The organism is Fibrella arboris (assembly GCF_041321095.1).
GTDB classification, from domain to species: Bacteria; Bacteroidota; Bacteroidia; order Cytophagales; family Spirosomataceae; genus Fibrella; species Fibrella arboris.
Genome location: NZ_JBGGWE010000012.1, coordinates 159,047 through 180,270 on the forward strand (window position 1 = coordinate 159,047; position 21,224 = coordinate 180,270).

At 54.9% G+C, this 21,224-nt stretch carries 16 protein-coding genes; 8 read left to right on the forward strand and 8 right to left on the reverse strand.

Annotated elements, in window-relative coordinates; genetic code table 11:
* Positions 1-8 precede the first annotated feature (8 nt).
* On the forward strand, positions 9-1,031 hold the full coding sequence (locus ACAW75_RS20155; RefSeq protein WP_370730548.1) for a vWA domain-containing protein: 1,023 nt from the start codon (positions 9-11) through the stop codon (positions 1,029-1,031).
* 79 nt (positions 1,032-1,110) lie between these two features.
* Positions 1,111-1,686, forward strand: a complete 576-nt coding sequence (gene rnhB, locus ACAW75_RS20160; protein ID WP_370730549.1) for a ribonuclease HII — start codon at positions 1,111-1,113, stop codon at positions 1,684-1,686.
* Positions 1,687-1,753: 67 nt separating this feature from the next.
* Here the strand turns inward: rnhB and ACAW75_RS20165 are convergent, their stop codons facing one another.
* From ACAW75_RS20165 to ACAW75_RS20195, 7 genes are all read right to left on the reverse strand, one after another.
* Positions 1,754-4,204: a hypothetical protein gene (locus tag ACAW75_RS20165; RefSeq protein ID WP_370730550.1), complete on the reverse strand. Its 2,451-nt coding sequence runs from the start codon at positions 4,202-4,204 to the stop codon at positions 1,754-1,756.
* Positions 4,170-5,270 carry a hypothetical protein gene (locus tag ACAW75_RS20170; protein ID WP_370730551.1) on the reverse strand — a complete coding sequence of 367 codons (1,101 nt, stop codon included), beginning with the start codon at positions 5,268-5,270 and terminating at the stop codon, positions 4,170-4,172. Before ACAW75_RS20170 ends, ACAW75_RS20165 begins: the two co-directional genes overlap by 35 nt.
* A 146-nt stretch (positions 5,271-5,416) precedes the next feature.
* Positions 5,417-6,079 (reverse strand): DUF4230 domain-containing protein, encoded by a 663-nt coding sequence (locus ACAW75_RS20175; RefSeq protein WP_370730602.1) that lies wholly within the window; start codon positions 6,077-6,079, stop codon positions 5,417-5,419.
* A gap of 82 nt (positions 6,080-6,161) precedes the next feature.
* Entirely contained in the window at positions 6,162-7,688 is a 1,527-nt protein-coding gene (locus ACAW75_RS20180; RefSeq protein ID WP_370730552.1) for a gluconokinase, read from the reverse strand.
* Positions 7,689-7,821: 133 nt separating this feature from the next.
* Positions 7,822-8,337, reverse strand: coding sequence for an energy transducer TonB (locus ACAW75_RS20185; protein ID WP_370730553.1), 516 nt, complete (start codon positions 8,335-8,337; stop codon positions 7,822-7,824).
* 149 nt (positions 8,338-8,486) lie between these two features.
* Positions 8,487-10,199 carry a GMC oxidoreductase gene (locus ACAW75_RS20190; RefSeq protein WP_370730554.1) on the reverse strand — a complete coding sequence of 571 codons (1,713 nt, stop codon included), beginning with the start codon at positions 10,197-10,199 and terminating at the stop codon, positions 8,487-8,489.
* A gap of 119 nt (positions 10,200-10,318) precedes the next feature.
* Complete coding sequence (locus tag ACAW75_RS20195) at positions 10,319-10,849, reverse strand: gluconate 2-dehydrogenase subunit 3 family protein (RefSeq protein ID WP_370730555.1); 531 nt, start codon at positions 10,847-10,849, stop codon at positions 10,319-10,321.
* A gap of 274 nt (positions 10,850-11,123) precedes the next feature.
* Between ACAW75_RS20195 and ACAW75_RS20200 the strand changes: the two genes are divergently transcribed.
* Both ACAW75_RS20200 and ACAW75_RS20205 read left to right on the forward strand, forming a co-directional pair.
* A complete protein-coding gene (locus ACAW75_RS20200) occupies positions 11,124-12,164 on the forward strand; it encodes a sugar phosphate isomerase/epimerase family protein (protein WP_370730556.1) in 1,041 nt (346 codons plus the stop codon).
* A gap of 92 nt (positions 12,165-12,256) precedes the next feature.
* Complete coding sequence (locus ACAW75_RS20205; RefSeq protein ID WP_370730557.1) at positions 12,257-15,877, forward strand: family 78 glycoside hydrolase catalytic domain; 3,621 nt, start codon at positions 12,257-12,259, stop codon at positions 15,875-15,877.
* Between the two features lie 167 nt (positions 15,878-16,044).
* Here ACAW75_RS20205 and ACAW75_RS20210 read toward each other — a convergent pair whose 3' ends face one another.
* Positions 16,045-16,443, reverse strand: coding sequence for a response regulator (locus ACAW75_RS20210; protein WP_370730558.1), 399 nt, complete (start codon positions 16,441-16,443; stop codon positions 16,045-16,047).
* A gap of 380 nt (positions 16,444-16,823) precedes the next feature.
* Here ACAW75_RS20210 and ACAW75_RS20215 point away from each other — a divergent pair, with 380 nt between their 5' ends.
* The 4 genes from ACAW75_RS20215 to ACAW75_RS20230 all read left to right on the forward strand — a co-directional run bounded on the left by ACAW75_RS20215 (position 16,824) and on the right by ACAW75_RS20230 (position 21,220).
* Positions 16,824-18,245 (forward strand): L-fucose/L-arabinose isomerase family protein, encoded by a 1,422-nt coding sequence (locus tag ACAW75_RS20215; RefSeq protein WP_370730559.1) that lies wholly within the window; start codon positions 16,824-16,826, stop codon positions 18,243-18,245.
* 9 nt (positions 18,246-18,254) lie between these two features.
* Positions 18,255-19,142, forward strand: coding sequence for an alpha/beta hydrolase (locus ACAW75_RS20220; protein WP_370730560.1), 888 nt, complete (start codon positions 18,255-18,257; stop codon positions 19,140-19,142).
* A gap of 179 nt (positions 19,143-19,321) precedes the next feature.
* Positions 19,322-20,131 carry a transketolase gene (locus ACAW75_RS20225; RefSeq protein WP_370730561.1) on the forward strand — a complete coding sequence of 270 codons (810 nt, stop codon included), beginning with the start codon at positions 19,322-19,324 and terminating at the stop codon, positions 20,129-20,131.
* 123 nt (positions 20,132-20,254) lie between these two features.
* The gene (locus tag ACAW75_RS20230; RefSeq protein ID WP_370730562.1) at positions 20,255-21,220 is read left to right on the forward strand and encodes a transketolase family protein; all 966 of its coding nucleotides are present in this window, start codon (positions 20,255-20,257) and stop codon (positions 21,218-21,220) included.
* The last annotated feature ends 4 nt before the right edge of the window (positions 21,221-21,224 follow it).

Sequence of the window (21,224 nt, forward strand, 5' to 3'; positions counted from 1 at the left end):
AAAATCCCATGCCCTGGTACGCGATTTATTGGTTATTACCTCAAACCCTGCGGTCGTTTCACTACGACAACCGCTGGGCGCTCTGGCTCATACCTTTGTCGCTGGGCCTGTTTGGGTTGCGTAGGATAATAGGGCGGCGATATCACCAGCAATTACGGGTGTCGCTGTCGGGGCTGGTGGGGCCGAAGCCCGACCTGTGGACCCGGCTAGTTGGCACGCTACGATACCTGATGCCGCTCTGTGTTTGGCTGGGAATCAGCTTCTTACTGTTGTCGCTGTCTCGGCCGCAGGTGGTTCGGCAGCTTCGGGAAGAACAGTCGGAGGGAATCGATATTGTGCTGGCTATCGACATTTCGTCATCCATGACAGAAACAGATCTTCGTCCTAACCGACTGGCGGCGGCGCGTCAGGTAGCGCTCGACTTTGTGAATGGGCGCAAAAATGACCGTATTGGGCTGGTGGCTTTCGCGGGTGAGGCCTTTTCGCTTTGCCCATTAACAACCGATTATGCCCTGCTGAACCAGTATATCCGCGAGTTGAATTCCACTATGATTCGGACTACGGGTACCGCGATTGGCGACGCGTTGGCCAGAGGCATTAACCGCCTGCGTAGCTCGCCCGCCAAAAGTAAAGTACTGATTCTGCTGAGCGACGGCGACAACACGGCCGGTAACCTGGACCCACTCACCGTAGCGCGCCTGGCACAGAATTTTAACGTAAAACTGTATACCATTGCCGTTGGGAAACGTACCCGGACCACTGATACACTGGGCATAGCCACGCAATTTGATGAAGGCATCTTGAAAACGATCGCCAGCGTTGGGCGGGGTGGTTTTTTCCGCGCCACTGATGCAGGACAACTCCGGGAGGTATTTTTGCGCATCGACCGGCTTGAGCGTGCACCCGTGCGAGTGCAGACGTATGAAGACGTTCAGGACCAGTACCGGCCGTATCTGTACTGGGGCATCTCGTTTTTGCTGGCCGCCCTATTCCTGAAAAATACCGTTTTCGGAAACAGCCTGGAAGATTGACGACTGGCTTCTACTGCTCGTTACCCAACGGCTTAGTCTGGGAGCGAAGCAACGGAAGGCAGAAGACAGAAACTAGTTTATGCTTAAATCATGTCATACGCCTACTATTCTTGAAGCGGGGCTCGACGAAGTAGGCCGGGGGTGCCTGGCGGGGCCTGTGGTGGCGGCGGCCGTAATTCTGCCATCAGATTATAGACACGCCGTTCTGACCGACTCGAAGCAACTGAGTCAGCGCCAGCGAAACACCTTACAGGCCGACATACGCCGCGATGCCATTGCCTGGGCTATTGCCGAGGTATCGCCTGCGGATATCGACCAGCTCAACATCCTGAAAGCCAGCTTTCTGGCGATGCACCGCGCTACCGATGCGCTGGCGGTTCGGCCCGAGCATCTGCTGGTCGATGGCAATCGGTTTACGCCCTATCCAATGGTGCCGCACACCTGTATTATCAAAGGCGATTCACTGTATCTGAGCATTGCTGCGGCCTCTGTACTGGCTAAAACCTATCGTGATGAGTTGATGGAACAGCTTGGCCTGACGTACCCAGCCTACGGATGGGCCCAGAATGTGGGGTATCCAACCGCCTGCCACCGCGCTGCTATCCGTGCGTATGGCACTACGCCACATCATCGCCTGAGCTTTCGCCTGCTGTAGGGCAGGTGGGCAAGAGAAATGGGCTTGCGAAAGCAACACGCCCTGCCCTCAGCACCTTGCCCAGCGCCTATTCCCCTGCCATGAAGTCGCGGTAGAGGGCGCAGCGGGTCTGCATTTGTTGAGCAAACTGCGTTTGGCGGTAACGAGACTGAAACGCCTTAAAAAATGTATCGTATTCAGCCGTCGTGATCTGACGCATCCTGGCGTTGAACGCCTCATCATCGTCGGCAACGTACCCACCTGTTTTAGCGGCTTCAACAGCCCGACGTGCCGATAGCGCATGGGCTTCACAACGAGCGGCCATATAGGTGGCCTTGGCCGCCAGTTCCGGGTTTTTTGCTTCTTGAGCAGCGTTGGAAAAATAGACCTGCGCCGTTTTTGCCGAGTAATACGGATCGTTCCAGAAGTGATCGAGTTGAGCGATATCGCCTGACCCGTACCGATACGTATAGGGCTCGCCGCTGCTACGGAAACGATGCTGCATAAACCAGGCATTACCGTAGTAGGTCAGGTTGTAGGCACCGCAGCCCAATGCGTACCAGGCCTGAGCCGCCTGCTCCGTATGACGTTGCGCAATGGCTTGTTTCAACAACGCACTCAGGCGGCTGGCAAACTGGGCCGGGCTGTATGGATTACGAGGCTTACCCTCTCCGGGCATGTTGACGCTGAACGGGTCAATCGCGAAATTGCTGCGCACCGATTCGCTTTGCCAGACTGCTGGCCTCACTTTCCCAAAGGCATTAGCTGCTGCCTGATAATTCTCTTCGGCCAATGCCCGCCGACCGACCAGCTGGTAGGCATAGTCGGCATCAACGCCTGCGAGTTTTACTAACCGCTCATCGAATTCATTGATGGGGTTAGTGATATAGTAGGCCAGATTTTGGGCGGTACGCAGCGAAGTCGAATCCTCAAGAGCCATCTGCGCGTCGAAATCATAGAGCGAATACCCTGCGCTGCTGTTGCCGGTGGTGATCAGGCGCATCAGAAAGGCTTTCGCCTGGCGCGGTCCCACAAATGTTGATTGGTCGCCTTCGTCGGGCTTCTTTTTGGTACACCCCGACAGCCAGCCCGTTGACTGGCTGTTGTCTTCCGTGGCCATATAGCGGGCTGCCAATTGCTTTCCAACAGTCTGAATGGCGTTGGTGAAGCGGAAATTAGTCGTATAGGGTTGGGTCGTGTCGGGTACACTGGCCTGTTTGAATTGCGTCAGGTAGCTAATCAGCGCGGTTTCCGTCGTTGCGTCGGGCAGGCCGGGCTGAGCGGCCAGCACGAGCATTTGTTGCAGGGCTATCTGCTGTTTCAGCGTTTGGTTGGCAGTGGGCTGCTGGGCAGCGTTATCGAGAGTGGTTTTAGCTGAATTATAATCACCGTTGAGGTATTGGAGATAGGCGGCGGCAGTCAGGTAAAAAGCCGAATTGCCCAATGCTGCGTTTTTAGCTGCTTTTTCGGTGAAGGCCAACAGCTGACCAGCGTAGTCAGGTACGTTCGTTCGGCGGGCTTCGAAAGCAACAGAATCGGCGCGGGTTTCGTCGTTTTCCACATAGCCGGGAAACTGTTTAGCGGCGAAATAATATTCGTTACGGTTTATTTCCCGCGCCAGCACCAGCTCATTGAGTGGGTTTTTCGGATCGAGATCAACCATTTTTTCCAGCAACGGCAGCGCATCCTGTTTGGGCTGAATGGCACAGACGGCATAAACTGCTACCCGTTCGGCATCGGTTTTGGCAAAGGCCAGGGCCGCTTCGGTGAAGCGTAGGCCGCGATGGCGCAGGCTGCGTTCAGCGGCAAGGCGGCGGGTAGGGCAGTTGGCAAAGACCTGGGCAAACTCAAAAATGGCCCGGTCGGTCTGACCTGCCGCCAAGAGCGCCCCCGCCAGTCGGCACTGCGCCCAGCCGCTGATAAACGACGGCTTGGTGAGCGGGGCCACCAACTGCGCGTAATAATCACGACACTGCGTAAAAAGGCCGGCTTCGTCGGCCAGCTTTACAGCCTGAAAAGCATAACGTTCTTTTAAAAACGGATCGTTGGTTGATAAGGCCGATGTCTGCGCCTGGGCACTCAGTTGGGTGAGCTGAACGGTATCGGGTAGCGATTCACCCCAGGGTGAGCCATCGCCCGAGGCTTGTTGGGCCGCATAGGCAAACCGCAGGTACGTTGCGGCGGCTGGTTTGGCAGTCGCCAACCGATTCACGAGCGCATTGTTGGCCGACGTGTCGGCCAGCGCGTCGCCGACCAGTTTGGGCGCGAAGCCAGCGCCCAAATACCGCACCCAGGCATCGGTGTTTAGTTGGGCCGAGGCGGAATCGGGAGCTTCATCCACGCCAAAGAAGCCCGCATGATACAGTTGGGGCGTAAACATATAGCGCCCGTCGACTGGTGAATAGGTAGCCGCTTCTGGTTGAAACAGACTAAAAAATTCACCCATTTCTTCGGCACCGGGCCCACAGGCAAATCCAACCAGAATAGCCAGTAACAGCAACACTCTACGGACGGGAGAGAAGCGTTTTGAGATCATCATGGGTATATGGGTGCAAAACGAGCGAGTCGAGATGGTAGAGGGTAAATGTACGTTTCTGATCGGGCAATTGTGCCAGAAGCAAGTTTGTCGCCGCCTTTAATTTAGTTATCGAGCAGAATTCAGTGCGTAACAGATCGCCCCGTCGTAGCCTGACGCCCAATACCGTTGTGTCGCGGGCAGCCACGTATCTGGATGAATCGGCTTGTTGCTGTAGCCCTGGAATGACACGTACCTGCGCCTGCCCAACGTTATTGAGCAGGGTTAGAAACCGGCCCTTTCGATACACTACCGTCCAGCGGAAAAGGGGCAGGGCCACGTCGAGGGGAAGCGGGTAACCGGGCAGGTAATCGGTGTAGGCCTTCAGGTCGTTCAGGTCAAGAATGGAGTTCTGCGTATCGGGGCGTTTCCAGTCGCCGGTGTTATAAGCCATGAGCATACCCCGCGCCACCGGGGGAACGCCGGTCTGTGCGGCAAACTTTACCTGATGCAACCTGATGGTCGCCGACAGGGGCACGCTGGTTTCGCGCGAAATGGCTTTTAAAAGAGTGAAATAAGCATTGCGTGTAGACTGTGTCCAGTCGCAGTCGAGCTGTATCTCGTTGAACCGAATACCTGATTTGGCGGCCAACAGGCTAACTTTTTTCACCAGGTTTCGGGCCAGTTCAGGTACGTTGCTGGCAGACAGATTCGCCACGGTTCTGTTGGTGATGTATACTACTGGCACAATACGCCTGCCTGATGGCATTCGTTGCCGAAACGTGATTGTTGCTTTCGGAACGGTGGTATGGGCCGAGGCGTCCCAGTCCACATCGAAAAAACGAACGTAGAGTGTTTGTACGCCTAGCTTGTTTATCGTTGCCTGCTCAGAAACGGTGGGCGCGTAGGTGGCTTTCCAGTGATAAAAAGCAGGCACCTGCTCTGCCGAATGCCGGGTTTCTGTTTGGCAACCAGCAAGCAGGATAAGCAACCAGACGGTGCATATGTAGGGGCGGCCGGAATGCCGGACCACCTTCGTGGCCGCCCGCTTTCGGACCGACAGGGCCGCCCAGGCGGCGATTCGCTTCATGAAGGTTCAGGCATATTGATATACGTTGTTATCATGCTATGCTGGCTGATAACAGGTGTGTGCCCATTTATCGGCGCAACAAGTAGGGGCGGCCACGAGGGTGGTCCGGCATTCCGGCCGCCCCTACATATGCACCGCCTGGTATGTCAAGGCAAGGTGGGTGGGTCCAAGGCCAGCGGGTTGTCTTGCTCGAGCGCTTCGATCCGGCGTTGGTCGCCTTCAGGAAGTTGCAGGGTCCAGCCCATCGACCTGGCCAGTTGATACATCATGTACTGTATCTGGTTATTGGCAATGCGGGGTAAATCGCTCTGCATGGCGCGACTCTGCATGGCTTGCTTGGCGTCTTCCAGAATGCTCGTATACGTTTCACTGTCGAAGTGGTTCAGAATGCCCGCCTGAATATCGTAGAATTTATAATCAGTGTCGACCGACAGGATTTCTGGTTCGGGGAACGCCTCAACGATCAGGGTTTTATTGCCGGGGCGACCCTCCGCCGCTTCGGGAATCCGAAACCGTACTTTCTGAAAATTGAACCCCACCAGCACCTTCGATTTGGCGATGATCATGGCCTTTTTGGGGTCGTTGAACATATACAGAATCTTCTTTTGATCCTGGTAATTGTAGATTTCCGAGAAATAGCCTTCTGCCATCACTACCTTGAATACCTTCTCGATTCGTTCCAGCAGCAGCGTCGATTCGTGGCGGACATCAGTGACAGGCGCGGCGTTTTTGCCACGCAGCCAGGTGGCCAGGCCAGCGCCCCCCGCCAGGCCGACGGTGAGCAAGAGTAAGGTGTTTAGAAAGTCCATAGCTCGGTAGGGAGGGGTAGCACCGAAGCTCCAGCTTCGGTAGTTGAAGACCAGTTTCACTACCGAAGCTGGAGCTTCGGTGCTACACAGCATCAAGCAACGCCTGAAATACCTTGAATGATTGTGTGTAAACGGTATGCCGTTCGGAGTCCGGCTGAAACGTCTGCCCGAAAGCGATCTGACGAGTCAAGTCGCTCAAAGATACAGGTTCGCGGTTACGCAATGACAGTGCCAGTCGGGCAAGAAGGACCGCCCCGATAGCACCGCTTTCGTTGCTGGCATTGAGCCGAACGGGTACACCAAAAATATCGGCCATCATCTGCACCCAAAAGTCAGATTGCGCAAAACCCCCGTTGGCATGAATGACGCGCGTGGGGCCCGCATGCCGGGCCAGCAATAATTCGATCTGCCGCAGGTTAAACATAACGCCTTCGAGCGCAGCCCTGATCAGGTGCGACTGCGTGTGTTGCCAGTCGAGGTTGCGGTAGCTGCCACGTACGGTGGCGTTCCAGAGTGGGGCGCGTTCACCTTGCAGGTATGGCAGAAACAGCAACCCATCGGAACCGGGAGCTACCGTGGCGGCGCTGGCCAACACGCTGGGTACGTCCTGTTTTGCCAGTTTCTCCGACACCCATTCCAATACATTAGCCCCGTTGTTGGTTGGCCCGCCCACCACATACCAGTCTGATAAATCGGCGTCGGGTGCCTCAGGATGAGCCGTGGTCGACCCTGTTTCGTGTTTATACAATGGGTATGAAAACAGGCGGCTTTGTGCGTCGCGAATAGGCCGCACACTCGTTCGGCGAACGGCGCCGCTGGTGCCGATGGTGATCGTGGTAATGCCCGGCGCTACGGCACCCGCGCCCAGATTGGCCAAGCAACCGTCCGACGCGCCAATGACCAGCCATGTACCGGGCGGTAAACCCGGCACAACGTTTCCCGGCAGGGCGGCATAAGGGACTAGATGCGTTGTGTTGACCGGCGTGCTTAGTTGCTGGTCATTGATCCCCGCCAGTTTCAGCGCTGGGCGGTGCCAGGCTGCTTTGCGACTATCAAACAGCCCCGTTGCGGTGGCCATGGCGTAATCGATCTCGTAGCGGCCGGTCAGTTTCCACCACAGGTACTCTTTCAGCGACAGCCAGCGGGCGGCCCGTTTCAGCAAACGGGGCTGGTGACGGCCAAACCACACCAGTTTGCACAGCGGCAGCATGGGGTGAATGGGTACGCCAATGGTTTTGTACAGGTCACCGTCTTCTTTTCGCATTCCTGCTGCCTCCTGGCTGGCCCGATTGTCTGACCAGATCAGCGCCGCCGTGAGCGGAATACCTGCCTCATCGACAGCCAGTATGCTGTGCATGGCGGTGCTGAAGCAGAGCGCGCCAATAGTTCGACCAGCCGCCGCTACCTCGGTCGTCAACTCGCCCAGGCAGGTCAGCAGTAGCTGCCAGATGGCCTCGGCATTCTGCTCGGCGTAGCCTGGTTTGGGTACGTCGGTATCAACAGGCCGGGCGGCGTGGGCCACGAGCTCCATCGTATCGGGGTCAATGGCAAGTACTTTTAAATTCGTGGTGCCAACATCGACGCCAACAAGCAGAGGAGTAAGGGGCATGGGAACGACTAATGAATGCAAGCTATCAACTCATCAGGAGCAGAAAGCATTTTTTGTCCCATTATACAGCATTCGGATTACAATTCGCAGTTGTTGGCCTGATCTGATTTTCTGCGAATGAAACAGAAGCGAATTACCGATCAGTTAGCGGAACGGTGCCCAAGGTGTAAGGAGCAAGTTCATGACCCTTTTCAATTGGCATCACATTGCCGACAATCTTTAGTTCGGTCAATAGAATCCGATTCCCGAGATACATGTTCGATAAGCTATTCGTTGTGCTCGTCACCTTAGCGCCATTGCCATAATCGGATAAGGCAAATGTTACCGGAAGGGCGTAGGTGCCTTCGTAGTCTGGTTTTAATGGCGGAAGCTTTTTCAGCTTCTTTATAACTTCATGCTCAAAGCCATACCCTATTTTAGTGGGGTTCAATATGCTAATATCCTGAACATGCCCTTTGCTGTCGATACGGAAACCAGCATACACTTTGGCGTAAACCCCGGCGTGTTCTGCTGCGGCAGGATACACGATCCGCCGGGGGAGCATGATACGAAAAACGGGATCTTCACTCAGTGCGGGTGTGGCTGCTGTCTGGGCGTAGGCTACTGCTTCGGCGAGTAGCAGGCAAAAAAGGAGTACTGGCTTCATCATCGTTCTCGCTTGAGTTAAGCCAAAAAAAGAAGCCTCGTATTATGCTTTACTCGTTTTGTACAAGTAACTACATACAACACCAGGTCAATGTAAAAAAGGACGTACCTGCGCAGGTACGTCCTTTTTTACATTGAAAGACTGGGCGAAACTTAGATGCTTTTCTTTTTCATCTCTTTCACGGCAAAATCAGCCGCGCGGGCGGTGAGGGCCATGTAGGTCAGCGACGGGTTCACGCAGGACGCCGAGGTCATGCAGGCGCCGTCGGTCACGAAGACGTTCTTTACCGCATGGAGCTGGTTGTTGGCGTTTACGACCGATGTTTTTGGGTCGCGTCCCATCCGGGCGGTGCCCATTTCGTGAATCGCCATGCCCAGGTAAGAACCACGGTCATACGCTTTCACGTTTTTCACCCCCGACGCTTCCAGCATTTCCTTGGCGTCGTTCATCATGTCGATCCGCATCTTACGCTCGTTCTCTTTCAGCTCGGCGTTGAACACCACGAGCGGCATGCCCCACTTGTCTTTCTCGGTCTTGTCGAGGTACATGTGGTTTTCGTGGTACGGCAGGGTCTCGCCAAAACCGCCCAGTCCCATTGTCCACGGGCCGGGCTTGGTCAGTTCTTCCTTATAATCGGCGCCGAAGCTCATTTCGGCCACGTTGCGCTGCCAGCCCTGCCGACTGCCGCCACCCTGATAGCCGAAACCACGCAGGTAGTCGCGCTTGTCGGAGCCGATGTTCCGGTAGCGGGGTACGTAAATACCGTTGGCCCGGCGACCAATGTAATATTTGTCGAGATCGCCTTCCCAATCGCCCGATGCACCGATACGGAAGTGGTGATCCATCAGGTTATGGCCTAGTTCGCCCGAGTCATTGCCCATACCCGTCGGGAACCGGTTCGATTTGGAGTTCAGCAACACCGCCGTTGAGCCCAGTGTACTACCGCAAACAAACACGATGCTGGCGTAATACTCTTTGCTCTGCAACGTCACGGCATCGGTTACCCGCACCCCCGTTGCTTTTTTCTTGTTCTCGTCGTACATGATTTCGGTCACCACCGAGTCGGGACGAAGGGTGAGCAGGCCGGTTTTGGCCGCTGGCGGGAGCGTGCAGGATTGCGTGCTGAAGTACGCACCGAACGGACAACCCAGTGAGCATTTGTTGCGGTACTGGCATTGCGCCCGGCCAACACCCAGCTGCGCCTGACCTGCCTTCGAGAGGTTCGCCACGCGGCCGATGGTCATGGTGCGGCCGGGAAAGTTTTTCTCGATCCGTTTCCGTACTTCTTTCTCCACGCAGTACATCTCCATCGGTGGCAAAAACTCGCTGTCGGGAAGTTGCGGTAGGTTCAGTTTCTCGCCCGAAATGCCCACGAACTTCTCGACATACGAATACCAGGGCGCCACATCTTTGTACCGGATCGGCCAGTCGACAGCGATGCCGTCTTTAAGGTTAGCCTCAAAGTCGATGTCGCTCAGCCGGTAGCTCTGCCGACCCCACATGATGGACTTCCCCCCAACGATATTGGGCCGATACCAGTCGAACCGCTTTTCTTCTTTGTAGAGCGAGTCGGTATCTTTCATCCAGTAATTCTGGGTCATCTCGTTGTACGGATAATCGCGCGCCAGTTTCGGGTGCGACTCCTTCTGATCCATCGTCAGACGACCATTGTATTGGGTCTGCCAGGGATCTTTCATGGCGTATTCGTAGTCGGTGACGTGTTCGAGCTGGTGCCCTTTTTCGAGCATCAACACACGTAACCCTTTCTCGGTCAATTCCTTAGACGCCCAGCCGCCCGATATGCCCGACCCGATCACAATGGCATCGTAGGTCTGGTCTTTTATCGCATCAATAGATAAATACATGTCTGAAGAGAGTTTGTTTTCAGTCTTCTGTTTACAGTCTTCTGTTGCGCTGCTAATTCAACAACACGTGCCTTCGCAACGCAACAGAAGACTGTAAACAGAAGACTGTGAACTGTTTTTTAGATTGCCCACGTTTTCTGACCGGGTTTCATCGGCAGGCAACCGTTGAACTGACCGGGAATGGGTAGGTATTCGAGCGCTTTGGTCGCGCCGATTTCCGACGTGAAATAACCGGTGGTGGTCAGCTCTTTCATGCGCAGGAAAAAAGGCTTGTCGGTCGTCATCGTTTGCCTGACCATCTCTATTTTCTGGGTTGCCTCCAGGGCGGCGAACCCTTTGCTAAACCTGGTTTTGCTCTCCCCATCCAGTTTGGCCAGCCCCGCGTAGAATTGCTCCTGATCGGCCTGTGGGTAGCAGTCACGCATAACGCGGACAATGAATTTTTCGACACCAGCGGCTTTCGCGCCCGGCGTGGTGGTAGTGGGAATGATCACATCGGCAACTTCGGCCAGCAAGGCTTCCTGTTCAGGCGAGACCGGTACGCTCGGTCCGGCATTTAGTATCCGCCCCATAGCACCTGCCAGAGTGGGCGCCGATAGCACGCCCCCCATCATCAGGGCCGCTCGTTGAATGGCTTCTCTACGTTTCATAAATTGTTAAGCACGATTTACCTGTAAAAGACCCGATAGGAGCCATTCTCTCTATCTCCCGGCAAATTAACGAAGGCCAATCAACGGGCTTGCCTGAATAGGAAGGAAACGTACCTGAGCAATTATACGATTGAGCGAGCTATAAACGGCGGCAAGGAATAGAGTAGAGCGCCGCTGAAAATAGATTATGGACTTGTTCTACCAGCGATATACATTGAGCCGTCAGCCTAGCTTGCCTTCCAGCTCATACGTCACATTCCTAAATCAGTCAATCATGAAAAACCAGTCAACCCGCCGGCAGTTTCTGGGAACTACGGCAGCGCTTGTTTCGGGCGCGGTGTTAAGCAGTCACAAACTTTTTGGCGCTCCGGCGCTTATCCGTAGCCTGGGCGACAAGCCCAACTCCCTGATCGACGGTGTACAGATTGGGGTCATCACCTATTCATTCAGGGATATGCCCGATCAAAGCGCCGAGGCAACCTTGCAGTATGTGTTAGACAGCGGCATCAGTGCCATCGAACTGATGGGCGGCCCGGCCGAAACCTTTGCTGGTGCGCCGAAAAACGTAGTCAATATGCAGGCTATTTTCCCGCTGATGCGCAAGCGACGCGACAAGCAGCCGCTCACCGACGAGGAAACCAAGCTGCTGGCTGAAGCCGATGCGCAGACGAAAGCCTACCGGACCGAAATGACCCAATGGCGGCTCTCGGCACCGATGGCCAGGTTCGAACAGCTTCGGAAGATGTACAACCAGGCGGGCGTGAAAATCTACGGATTTAAGCCGGATGCCTTCGGTATGCAAAGCGCAGACGCCGAGATCGAATACGGTCTGAAAGCCGCCAAACTGCTGGGCGCGAATCAGGTTACGCTCGAGCACCCCGGCAATGAGGCGCACACGCTGAAACTGGGGACCATGGCCCAGAAGCATGGGATTCGGGTTGGGTATCACGGGCATGAACAGCAGACGCCAACCTTCTGGGATACGGCACTGGCGCAATCGCCAGCCAACGCCATGAACTTCGATCTGGGGCATTACGTCGCTGCTGGTAATCCCGATCCGCTGGCCCTGATCAAACAGAAGCATGACCGAATTGCCAGCATGCACATCAAAGACCGCCAAACAGCCGAGCATGGTAAAGGGAATCTGGTTTGGGGGCAGGGCGACACGCCATTATTGCCGGTGCTGAAACTGATGCGTGACCAGAAATACACGTTCCCGGCCACCGTTGAGTTGGAATACCAGATACCAGCTGGCTCGAATGCCGTGGCCGAAGTAAAAAAATGCGTTGCCTTTTGCCGGAACGCACTAAGCTAAGACGAGATCGGCCACGGAACTGCGGATGTAATGCTGACGCCCGCGCAACACCGGCATCAGTACTACATCCGCAGTCCCATGGCCCTAAACCTATGAACATGAAACACCTGGCCGTAACCTTTCTTTTCCTGATCACGCTTTTCAGTACGGCTTTTGCCAAGTTCGCTGTTGACAACCTCACCGTCGACTATCAGAAAACACCGTTGGGAATTGACCAGCCTACACCTCATTTTGCGTGGCAGATGAAGGCGCTGGATGCCAAACGCGGCTACGCCCAGACGGCCTATCAGTTGGTTGTAACAGACGCGCGTAACCTGGTGGTCTGGGATTCGAAGAAAGTAGCTTCGGGTTTATCGCATGGCATCGACTACGCAGGGAAAGCGCTTCAGCCAACGACCCGCTATACCTGGAAATTAACGGTTTGGGACCATACCGGTCAGTCAGTGACCACTATGTCGTGGTTTGAAACCGGCCTGATGAATCCAACCCTGGCCGGCTGGTCGGGGGCTACCTGGATTGGCGGTGGCAACGATGACCTGGTGTTCTATTCCCATTACCTGTCTGTGTTCAAGTTTCAGTTTGGCCTGCAACTCGACAAGGCCAGCCAGTCGACCAGGGCGGCGTTTGTGATAGGTGCCAATGACCGGCGGCTCATGAACCGAAACCTCAACCTGACGGGTGTGGCGAATAAACAGGACGAAAGTTATATCGCTTTCGAGCTGGATATATCGTCGGTCACCGATGCGCCGGATGGGCTGGCAACGCTGAACATTTACCGGGTCGGCTACGCCAAAACCGACCGGGCAGACGTGCCGTTTAAACGCCTGGATATCCCGAAAACGCTGATCAACGCCGCCAACAAGTACGAGAAACATACGGTGCTGGCCGAGTGCAATTTTGGCCTGTTCGACTTATTCATCGACGGAGGGGACGAGCCGAATAAGCTTATCGATAAAACAGCCCCGGCGCCTGGCCCATTTGCGGCGCGGGGTATCAACCTGAACCCCGTGGGAAGTGGCAATAACTTCATCAGTTTTCCGATGGTGGCCGATATCGGATTCAACGTACCTGCGAACCAACTGGCTTACTTTTCGGCAGTAAACATTCGAAACTTTCGTTTTCCGTCCAACGCCTTATTCGCTGAGGAGCTGACTAGCCAGCCTTACAGCGGGATCTTCCGATCAGAAAAGCTAACCGTCAGCAATGGGCAGTATGTGGTGAAAGGCGGAGGGCTGGTCATTGCCAATCCGAGCAAAAACGCGGCCCCCATGCTTCGGCGGACATTCATGACGCAGGCCAAGCCCATCGCCAGCGCCCGGTTGTACGTCACGGCGCGGGGCATTTATGAACTGTATCTGAACGGTAATCGGGTTAGCAATGACTACTTCAATCCAGGATTGACCCAGTACAACAAACACCATATGTACCAGACGTACGACCTGACGGGCGCGGTGAAACCGGGGCAAACCAATGCGATCGGCGCCTGGCTAAGCGAAGGGTGGTGGAGCGGCAACATCACCTACAGCGGCGAAAGCTGGAATTATTTCGGTGATCGCCAGTCGTTGCTGAGTAAGCTGGTGATCACGTATGCCGATGGAACAGAACAGGTTATCGCGTCGACACCCGGCGAGTGGAAAGTGTTCACCGATGGCCCCGTTCGCTATGGCTCCTTTTTTCAGGGCGAAGTATATGACGCCACCAAAGAAGCACCGGTAAAAAACTGGACGACATCCGCCTACAACGATGCTGCCTGGAAACCGGCTGTTGCGGTACCACTCGAAGGCACCGCTTATCAGGGCACCTTCACGGATGTGATGGGCCGTAGGTCAGCGTTGACGTATGCCGACGCCAAACTCATCGGCCAGATCGGCGAGAACGCAAGTCAGGTGAAGACGATGCCCGCGTTAAGCGTCGAAGAGGTTCGGCCGAAGGTGTTTGTCTACGATATGGGGCAGAATATGGTGGGCTTTCCAAAAATCCAGATCAGAAAGGGCAAAAAAGGGCAGGTCATCACCCTGCGCTATGCGGAGGTGAAATACCCGAAACTGGCCGAGTATAAAGAAAATACGGGCATGGTGATGATGGAAAATATTCGGGCCGCCCTGACGCAGGACATATACGTGCTAAAAGGCGGCGATGAAGTGATCCAGCCCCGTTTCACGTTTCACGGGTATCGCTATCTGGAACTGACCGGCCTGGAGAAAGCGGTGCCGGTAACCGACGTGAAGGGGCTCGTTATCAGTTCGATAAACGCGCTGTCGTCGCAGTACGAAACATCGAACGCACTAGTCAATAAACTGTGGCAAAACATTACCTGGTCGCTGCGTAGCAACTTTCTGTCTATTCCCACCGACACGCCGGCCCGTAACGAACGCATGGGCTGGAGCGGCGATATCTCGGTTTTCTCGCGCAGCGCAACGTACCTGACCAACGCCGATCCGTTCCTGCGCCGGCACCTGCTGGCGATGCGCGACGTACAGGCCGAAAGTGGTCGGTTCACCGATGTAGCGCCGATGGGAGGTGGGTTCGGCGGGACGCTCTGGGGAAGTGCCGGGATCGTGGTGGCCTGGGAAACGTATCGGCAATACGGAGACCTGGCGTTGCTGCGCGAACACTACGACGCCATGAAGCGGTATATGCAGTTCCTGGAGACGAAAGTGGAACCGAAGACCGGCATCCTGAACGAAGGCCCGCTGGGTGACTGGCTAAGTCCGGAAGGGAATAAAAATGATAATACCCTGTTCTGGATGGCGTATTATGCCTATGACCTGGGTGTGATGGGCGAAGTGGCCACGGTGCTGGGCAAACCCGATGAGGCCACCCGCTTCAGAAAACGGCAGGCTGAATTGAAAGCCACCTGGAACGAGGTCTACGTAGACAAAGCAACGCACAAAACCGTGAAATCGGGCGTGAAAACGGGCTTTATGGGTCCGCCAAACCAGCAGCAACAAGCACAGCAGTCAGATAAAGGCCAACTCATTGACACACAGGCGTCGTATGCCATCCCGCTGGCGCTGGGGCTGTTCAACGAGGCCAACAAGCCATTGGCTGTTCGGTACTTGAACGAGTCGATCGAGCGGAAAAACAAAGACGATGGCGGTGTTGAGCGGCCTGCTTATTCGTTGATGACAGGTTTCATCGGGACAGCTTCGATCACCGAGGCGCTCTCGGAGAATGGACACCCGGCTACGGCCTACCGGCTGTTGCAGCAGCAGGATTACCCGTCCTGGCTGTATTCGGTAGTCAACGGAGCCACATCAATCTGGGAACGGCTGAACTCGTATACGGTCGAAAATGGATTTGGGGGCAATAACAGTATGAACTCCTTCAACCACTATTCGTTCGGAGCCGTGGCCGCCTGGATGTACAATTACTCGCTTGGTATTCAGCGACATCCCGAGTCGGCTGGTTTCAAAGAGATCGTATTGCAACCAACCCCCGACCCAACTCGAAAAATGACGTTCGCCAAAGGGTATTACGATTCAGTGTATGGGCGAATCAGCAGCGAATGGAAACGCGAGGGAACTCGATGGACGTACAAAACAACCGTGCCCGCCAACACGACCGCTACGCTCTATTTGCCCGCTCAGAACGTCGGCCAGATTACCGAAACAGGTCAATCAATTACGGCTTGGAAAGGCGTAAGCCAGCTGAATGGGCAGGTGCTGATTCCGTTAGGATCGGGAAGCTACACGTTTACGGTCAGCGACTAAAGCAGCTGCCTCAGCGACGGCAAACGAACAGGAAGCGTTTCAGCCTGTAAGCCTACCAACCGGCGGAGTGGCTGAAACGCCCGGACCATACCAAACAGTGTATTTATCTTATACTATAAACTGGCTGTAGCCAGGTACGTTGCCTTCAGGCCTGTCAACGTACCTGGCTACAGCCAGTTTTGCGTGATAACAGCCACCAGATGCCCCATTTGTTCGGCCGTACCAGGCTTGACCAGATAATCCGTCGCCTGTAAACGTAACGCCTGCTGGCGATCCCCATCATTGTCTGATGTAGTCAGAATGACGATAGGAACGTCATTGTAAGATTGATCGGCCCGTACATGCCTAAGTGCCTCCAGGCCATTCATTCGGGGCATATTGAGGTCTAATAAAACCAGCGATGGCAGGGTGGATGTATGCTTCAGGGCGCAAATCAATTGCTCCCCATTATCTAACACCTCGACAGTTGATTCGGGGCTATACTGCTTAATGACCTGCTGCACCAGAAACTGGTCATCTTCATCATCGTCTACCAGAAAGATATGTTTTGGGTTGCTTTGAGACATAGTAAGTGGCTTGATTTAGCAACAAGCCACTTTGTCGTTCCGTTCACCTGAAGCCAATCTGTCGTACATCTGAAAGCTAATTCTCTATAAACTGCCAACACCAATGACAGACCACCCGCTTTCTGCTAATTGGCCAGTATGGTTTTTAAAATCAACAGTGAGAAGCTTTTTATTATTTTCTATTTATTTCATTTTCTTTCATTTTTTAGATAAAACTTTACATTTGCAATGAAATAACTGTATTTATGCTGCCTATTGGCCTGTAACGGGTGGATGATAATTCGTCATAGGCGTATATAACGTGTTTTGTGAAAGCAAACGAAATACACAGGCTTAATTCGGTGGCTATCCGAAACCGGGAAGTAGACTCGATCTAGTATATGAATGTGAAAACAACGGGCCCTGTCACGATGGGGGTCATCATTGGTAACCGCGATTTCTTTCCTGATAAACTGGTTGGCGAATGCCGCTCCGATCTGCTCGACGCCTTCGGAAAAGTGGGCATCCAGCCCATCATGCTGGACGAGTCAGCCACGAAGCTGGGCGGTGTTGAAACGTTTCAGGAAGCACAGAAATGCGCCGAACTCTTCCGCCAGCATGCCGATGAGATCATGGGCATACTCGTGGTGCTCCCCAATTTCGGCGACGAAAAAGGTGTGGCCGAAACCCTGAAACTGGCTCGTCTGGACGTACCTGTGCTGATTCAGGCTTACCCCGACGATCTGAACCGCATGGATGTGGCGCGGCGGCGCGATGCATGGTGCGGCAAAATTTCGGTCTGCAACAACCTCTATCAGTTCGGTATCAGGTATTCGCTGACTACCAAACACGTCGTTCATCCGTCGGACCCCAGCTTTGCGGCCGACCTTAAAAATTTCATGGGCGTTTGCCGGGTCGTGAAAGGGCTGCGCAACGTCCGGATTGGCGCCATCGGGGCTCGGCCGGGCGCGTTCAACACGGTTCGGTACAGCGAGAAAATCCTGCAACGCAACGGTATTTCGGTCGTCACGGTCGATCTGTCGCATATCCTGGGTGTAGCCAATAAACTGACCGCCGCCGACCAGTCGGTAAAAGACCGGCTCGATGCCATTCGGACCTACACGCCCACCGGCCGCACGCCCGACGATAAACTGGTGCAGATCGCCAAGCTCGATGTGGTGCTGAACGACTTTATGCTGGAACACGCCCTCGACGCCACGGCTATTCAGTGCTGGACCTCGTTGCAACAGAACTACGGCTGCAATGTCTGCACGAGCATGAGCCTCATGAGCGAAAACATGCTGCCGAGCGCCTGCGAGGTAGACGTGACTGGTACGCTGAGCATGTACGCCATGCAACTGGCCTCAGGTTCGCCAAGCGCACTCGTCGACTGGAATAACAATTATGCCGACGACGAAGACAAGTGCGTGCTGTTCCACTGCGGTAACTGGGCCAAATCATTCCTGCCCGACATTGAGATCAGTACCGCTCCGATTCTGGGCACCACGGTCGGCGAAGAGAACACCTACGGTGCCCTGGCGGGACGTACCCCGGCCAGCCCGCTCACCTACGGGCGTATCAGCACCGATGATACGAAGGGTATTATGAAAGCCTATATCGGCGAAGGCCGCCTGACCGACGACGCGCTGAATACGTTTGGCAACCGGGCTGTGGCGCAGATCGACAACCTGCAGGGCCTGATGCAATACGTGTGCCGCAATGGCTTTGAACACCATGTGGTGATGAATGCCTCGAAAACGGCCGATGTGCTGAAAGAAGCCATGGAAAATTACATGGGCTGGGAGGTACATCAGCATGAATAGGAAACGCAGATGAATAAATTGATTGGTATACTGGTGCTGCTGTCAGGAATGGCACAGGCGCAACAGAACGAAATCCGGCTCTACAACGGGCCTGCCCCCGGTTCGGAAGACTGGAAATGGGAAGAAAAACGAAACAATAAAAACGCCATCAACCTGATGACGGTCTTCAACGTGGTTAACCCGACGCTGACCGTTTTCCCGGCCGACCCGGCCCTCGCCACAGGTGCATCGGTCATTATTTGTCCAGGCGGCGGCTTCCATTTTCTATCGATCAACAGTGAGGGGAATGATGCCGCTACCTGGTTGGCAAAACGCGGCATCACAGCGTTCGTACTGAAATACCGAACCGCGCATATCAATACCGACGACCCGTTTGCCGACATGATGGCGGGCATTAATGGCCCCCGTAAAGCCGAATGGGACGCCGAAAATAAAGCCACCATCCCCCTGTCGGTGGCGGATGGAAAGGCCGCTATTGCTTATGTTCGGAAACACGCCGCCGAGTTGGGTGTTGCCCCCGACAAGATTGGCATCATGGGTTTTTCGGCGGGGGGCACGGTTACGGCCTCAGCGGCTTTTGGCTATACGCCCGAAAACCGCCCGGCTTTTGTGGCACCTGTTTACGCCTACATGCCTGCCAGTCTGCGCGGTACGGTAACGGCCGATACGCCGCCCCTGTTTGTTGCCTGTGCATCAGATGACCAGCTCAACCTGGCTCCGCACAGCGTGGAACTATATAGCCAATGGCTGGCTGCCAAACGCCCCGCCGAGCTGCATTTGTATGAGAAAGGTGGTCATGGGTTTGGGATGGATAAACACAACCTGCCCACCGACGGCTGGATCGACCGCTTTGCCGATTGGCTGCAACTTCAGGGATTTATGAAGGCTAAACACTAAATCGGTCAACAGGCCAGGCGAGCCAGACAGGTACGGCGGAAATGGACACAACTACATACGGTAAACAGATACCCGTGACGGGACAGGCGCCTTGACTTTTAGCTGATACGCGCCTTTTTACTACTTGACTCTGACGGCAAAATGCCTGATTCCAGCTTATTTCTTCGGAATATTACCCTATGAATACCAGCGAGTTAGCTAAAAAATCGGTGGAATACCGGCGGAAAATTCTGAAATACATTGTGGGGGCCAAGGCCGGTCATACGGGCGGCAGCCTGTCCTGTATTGATGTGTTGACTGTGCTGTATAACAACGTGTTGAACGTAAGCCCGGAAACGGCGAAGTCGCCCACCCGTGATCGCTACATACAGAGCAAGGGCCACACCGTTGAGGCGCTCTACGTGGTCCTGGCCGATCAGGGGTTCTTTCCCGAATCGGACCTGGAAACACTTTGCCAGTACAAGTCGCACTACATCGGCCACCCAACCAAAAAGATCAACGGCGTGGAACAGAACACCGGTTCGCTGGGGCATGGTCTGTCGCTGAGCGTTGGCACGGCTATTTCGGCTAAACTCGACGACCTTGATTTTCGGGTGTTTACACTCCTTGGCGATGGTGAATTGCCCGAAGGGTCGAACTGGGAGGCAGCCCTGCTGGCGTCGCACTACAGGCTGGATAACCTCTGCGCCATTGTCGACAAGAACACGCTCCAGATCTCCGGTCCCACGGCCGATGTCTGCAATACCGACCCGCTCGACCAGAAGTTCGAAGCCTTTGGCTGGGCAGTGCGCCACGTTGACGGGCATGATTTTGAGGCCCTGCAAGCGGTGTTCGATGCGTTGCCATTTGCCGCCGACAAGCCGAGCCTCATCATTGCCCATACCGTGAAAGGAAAGGGCGTCAGTTTCATGGAAAACCAACTAAAATGGCATCATGGCGTGCCAAATCCTGCCCAATATGCACAGGCATTGAGCGAATTGAGACTGTGACAATGAGTGAGTTTAGCCACTTAATGCTGTGACGTGTTGCTTTTGCTGTGGGCTCCGCGCCCAGAGCAAAAGCAACACGTCACAGCATTACACACGCTAAGGGCGCCAACAACTACTAAAAGCATGGGAGACGTTATAACCTCTATACCAACAACGTACCTGGCGAATCTGGATGTCTTTTCAGGTACGTTGCAGGAACTGGCCGCGACAAATAGGCACCTACTCGTTGTCACCAGCGATTCGCGCGGGTCGGGCAAGCTTGTTCCATTCGCGCAGCAATACCCGAAACAACTCATCGAGATTGGCATTGCCGAGCAGAATCTGGTGGGCGTTGCGGCCGGGCTGGCCTCGACGGGTAAGAACGTATTTGCCGTTTCGCCCGCCTGCTTCCTGACGGCGCGGTCGTTCGAGCAGATCAAAACCGATGTGGCCTATTCCAATAATCCCGTCCGGTTGGTGGGTATCAGCGCGGGAGTTAGCTACGGCGCGCTGGGTTCGACGCACCACAGCCTGCACGATTTCGCGGCACTTCGGGCGGTAAACAACCTCACTATTGTAGCCCCCGCCGACAATTTTGAGTCGGAACAGGCTATCCGGCAGGCGGCCGAACTCGACACGCCCATCTATATCCGCTTCGGTAAAAAGCCAATGCCCTTGCTAACCGAGGCTGACTGTCCGTTCGAGCTGGGTAAAGGCCGGCTGGTGCGTGAAGGGGCAGATCTCGTGTTGATTGGCACCGGCGAAACAGTGTACCCGGCGTTGCAGGCGGCCCAACGTCTCGAAACTGTGCATGGTATTCGGGCGGCAGTAGTCAGTATGCATACGATCAAACCGCTCGATTATGCCCTGCTGGCGTCGGTCGCCGCTACAGGTAGCCCGATTATAACGATTGAAGAGCACAGCATTTTCGGTGGTCTGGGCGAAGCCTGCGCGTCGTTCCTGATGAGTAACGGCTACCGGAATCCATTCCGAATCATGGGGATTCCCGACGAATATACCGTGACCGGTTCGCAGACGGAGATCATGAATCACTACGGACTATCGGAAGCGGGTATTGCGGATAGGGCGCTGGCTTTGCTGAACAACTAGAGCG

Excerpts from the sequence above, each read along its gene's own strand:
- ACAW75_RS20155 (WP_370730548.1), top strand. The coding sequence starts at position 9 with ATGCCCTGGTACGCGATTTATTGGTTATTACCTCAAACCCTGCGGTCG.
- rnhB (WP_370730549.1), top strand. The coding sequence starts at position 1,111 with ATGCTTAAATCATGTCATACGCCTACTATTCTTGAAGCGGGGCTCGAC.
- ACAW75_RS20165 (WP_370730550.1), bottom strand. The coding sequence starts at position 4,204 with ATGATGATCTCAAAACGCTTCTCTCCCGTCCGTAGAGTGTTGCTGTTA.
- ACAW75_RS20170 (WP_370730551.1), bottom strand. The coding sequence starts at position 5,270 with ATGAAGCGAATCGCCGCCTGGGCGGCCCTGTCGGTCCGAAAGCGGGCG.
- ACAW75_RS20175 (WP_370730602.1), bottom strand. The coding sequence starts at position 6,079 with ATGGACTTTCTAAACACCTTACTCTTGCTCACCGTCGGCCTGGCGGGG.
- ACAW75_RS20180 (WP_370730552.1), bottom strand. The coding sequence starts at position 7,688 with ATGCCCCTTACTCCTCTGCTTGTTGGCGTCGATGTTGGCACCACGAAT.
- ACAW75_RS20185 (WP_370730553.1), bottom strand. The coding sequence starts at position 8,337 with ATGATGAAGCCAGTACTCCTTTTTTGCCTGCTACTCGCCGAAGCAGTA.
- ACAW75_RS20190 (WP_370730554.1), bottom strand. The coding sequence starts at position 10,199 with ATGTATTTATCTATTGATGCGATAAAAGACCAGACCTACGATGCCATT.
- ACAW75_RS20195 (WP_370730555.1), bottom strand. The coding sequence starts at position 10,849 with ATGAAACGTAGAGAAGCCATTCAACGAGCGGCCCTGATGATGGGGGGC.
- ACAW75_RS20200 (WP_370730556.1), top strand. The coding sequence starts at position 11,124 with ATGAAAAACCAGTCAACCCGCCGGCAGTTTCTGGGAACTACGGCAGCG.
- ACAW75_RS20205 (WP_370730557.1), top strand. The coding sequence starts at position 12,257 with ATGAACATGAAACACCTGGCCGTAACCTTTCTTTTCCTGATCACGCTT.
- ACAW75_RS20210 (WP_370730558.1), bottom strand. The coding sequence starts at position 16,443 with ATGTCTCAAAGCAACCCAAAACATATCTTTCTGGTAGACGATGATGAA.
- ACAW75_RS20215 (WP_370730559.1), top strand. The coding sequence starts at position 16,824 with ATGAATGTGAAAACAACGGGCCCTGTCACGATGGGGGTCATCATTGGT.
- ACAW75_RS20220 (WP_370730560.1), top strand. The coding sequence starts at position 18,255 with ATGAATAAATTGATTGGTATACTGGTGCTGCTGTCAGGAATGGCACAG.
- ACAW75_RS20225 (WP_370730561.1), top strand. The coding sequence starts at position 19,322 with ATGAATACCAGCGAGTTAGCTAAAAAATCGGTGGAATACCGGCGGAAA.
- ACAW75_RS20230 (WP_370730562.1), top strand. The coding sequence starts at position 20,255 with ATGGGAGACGTTATAACCTCTATACCAACAACGTACCTGGCGAATCTG.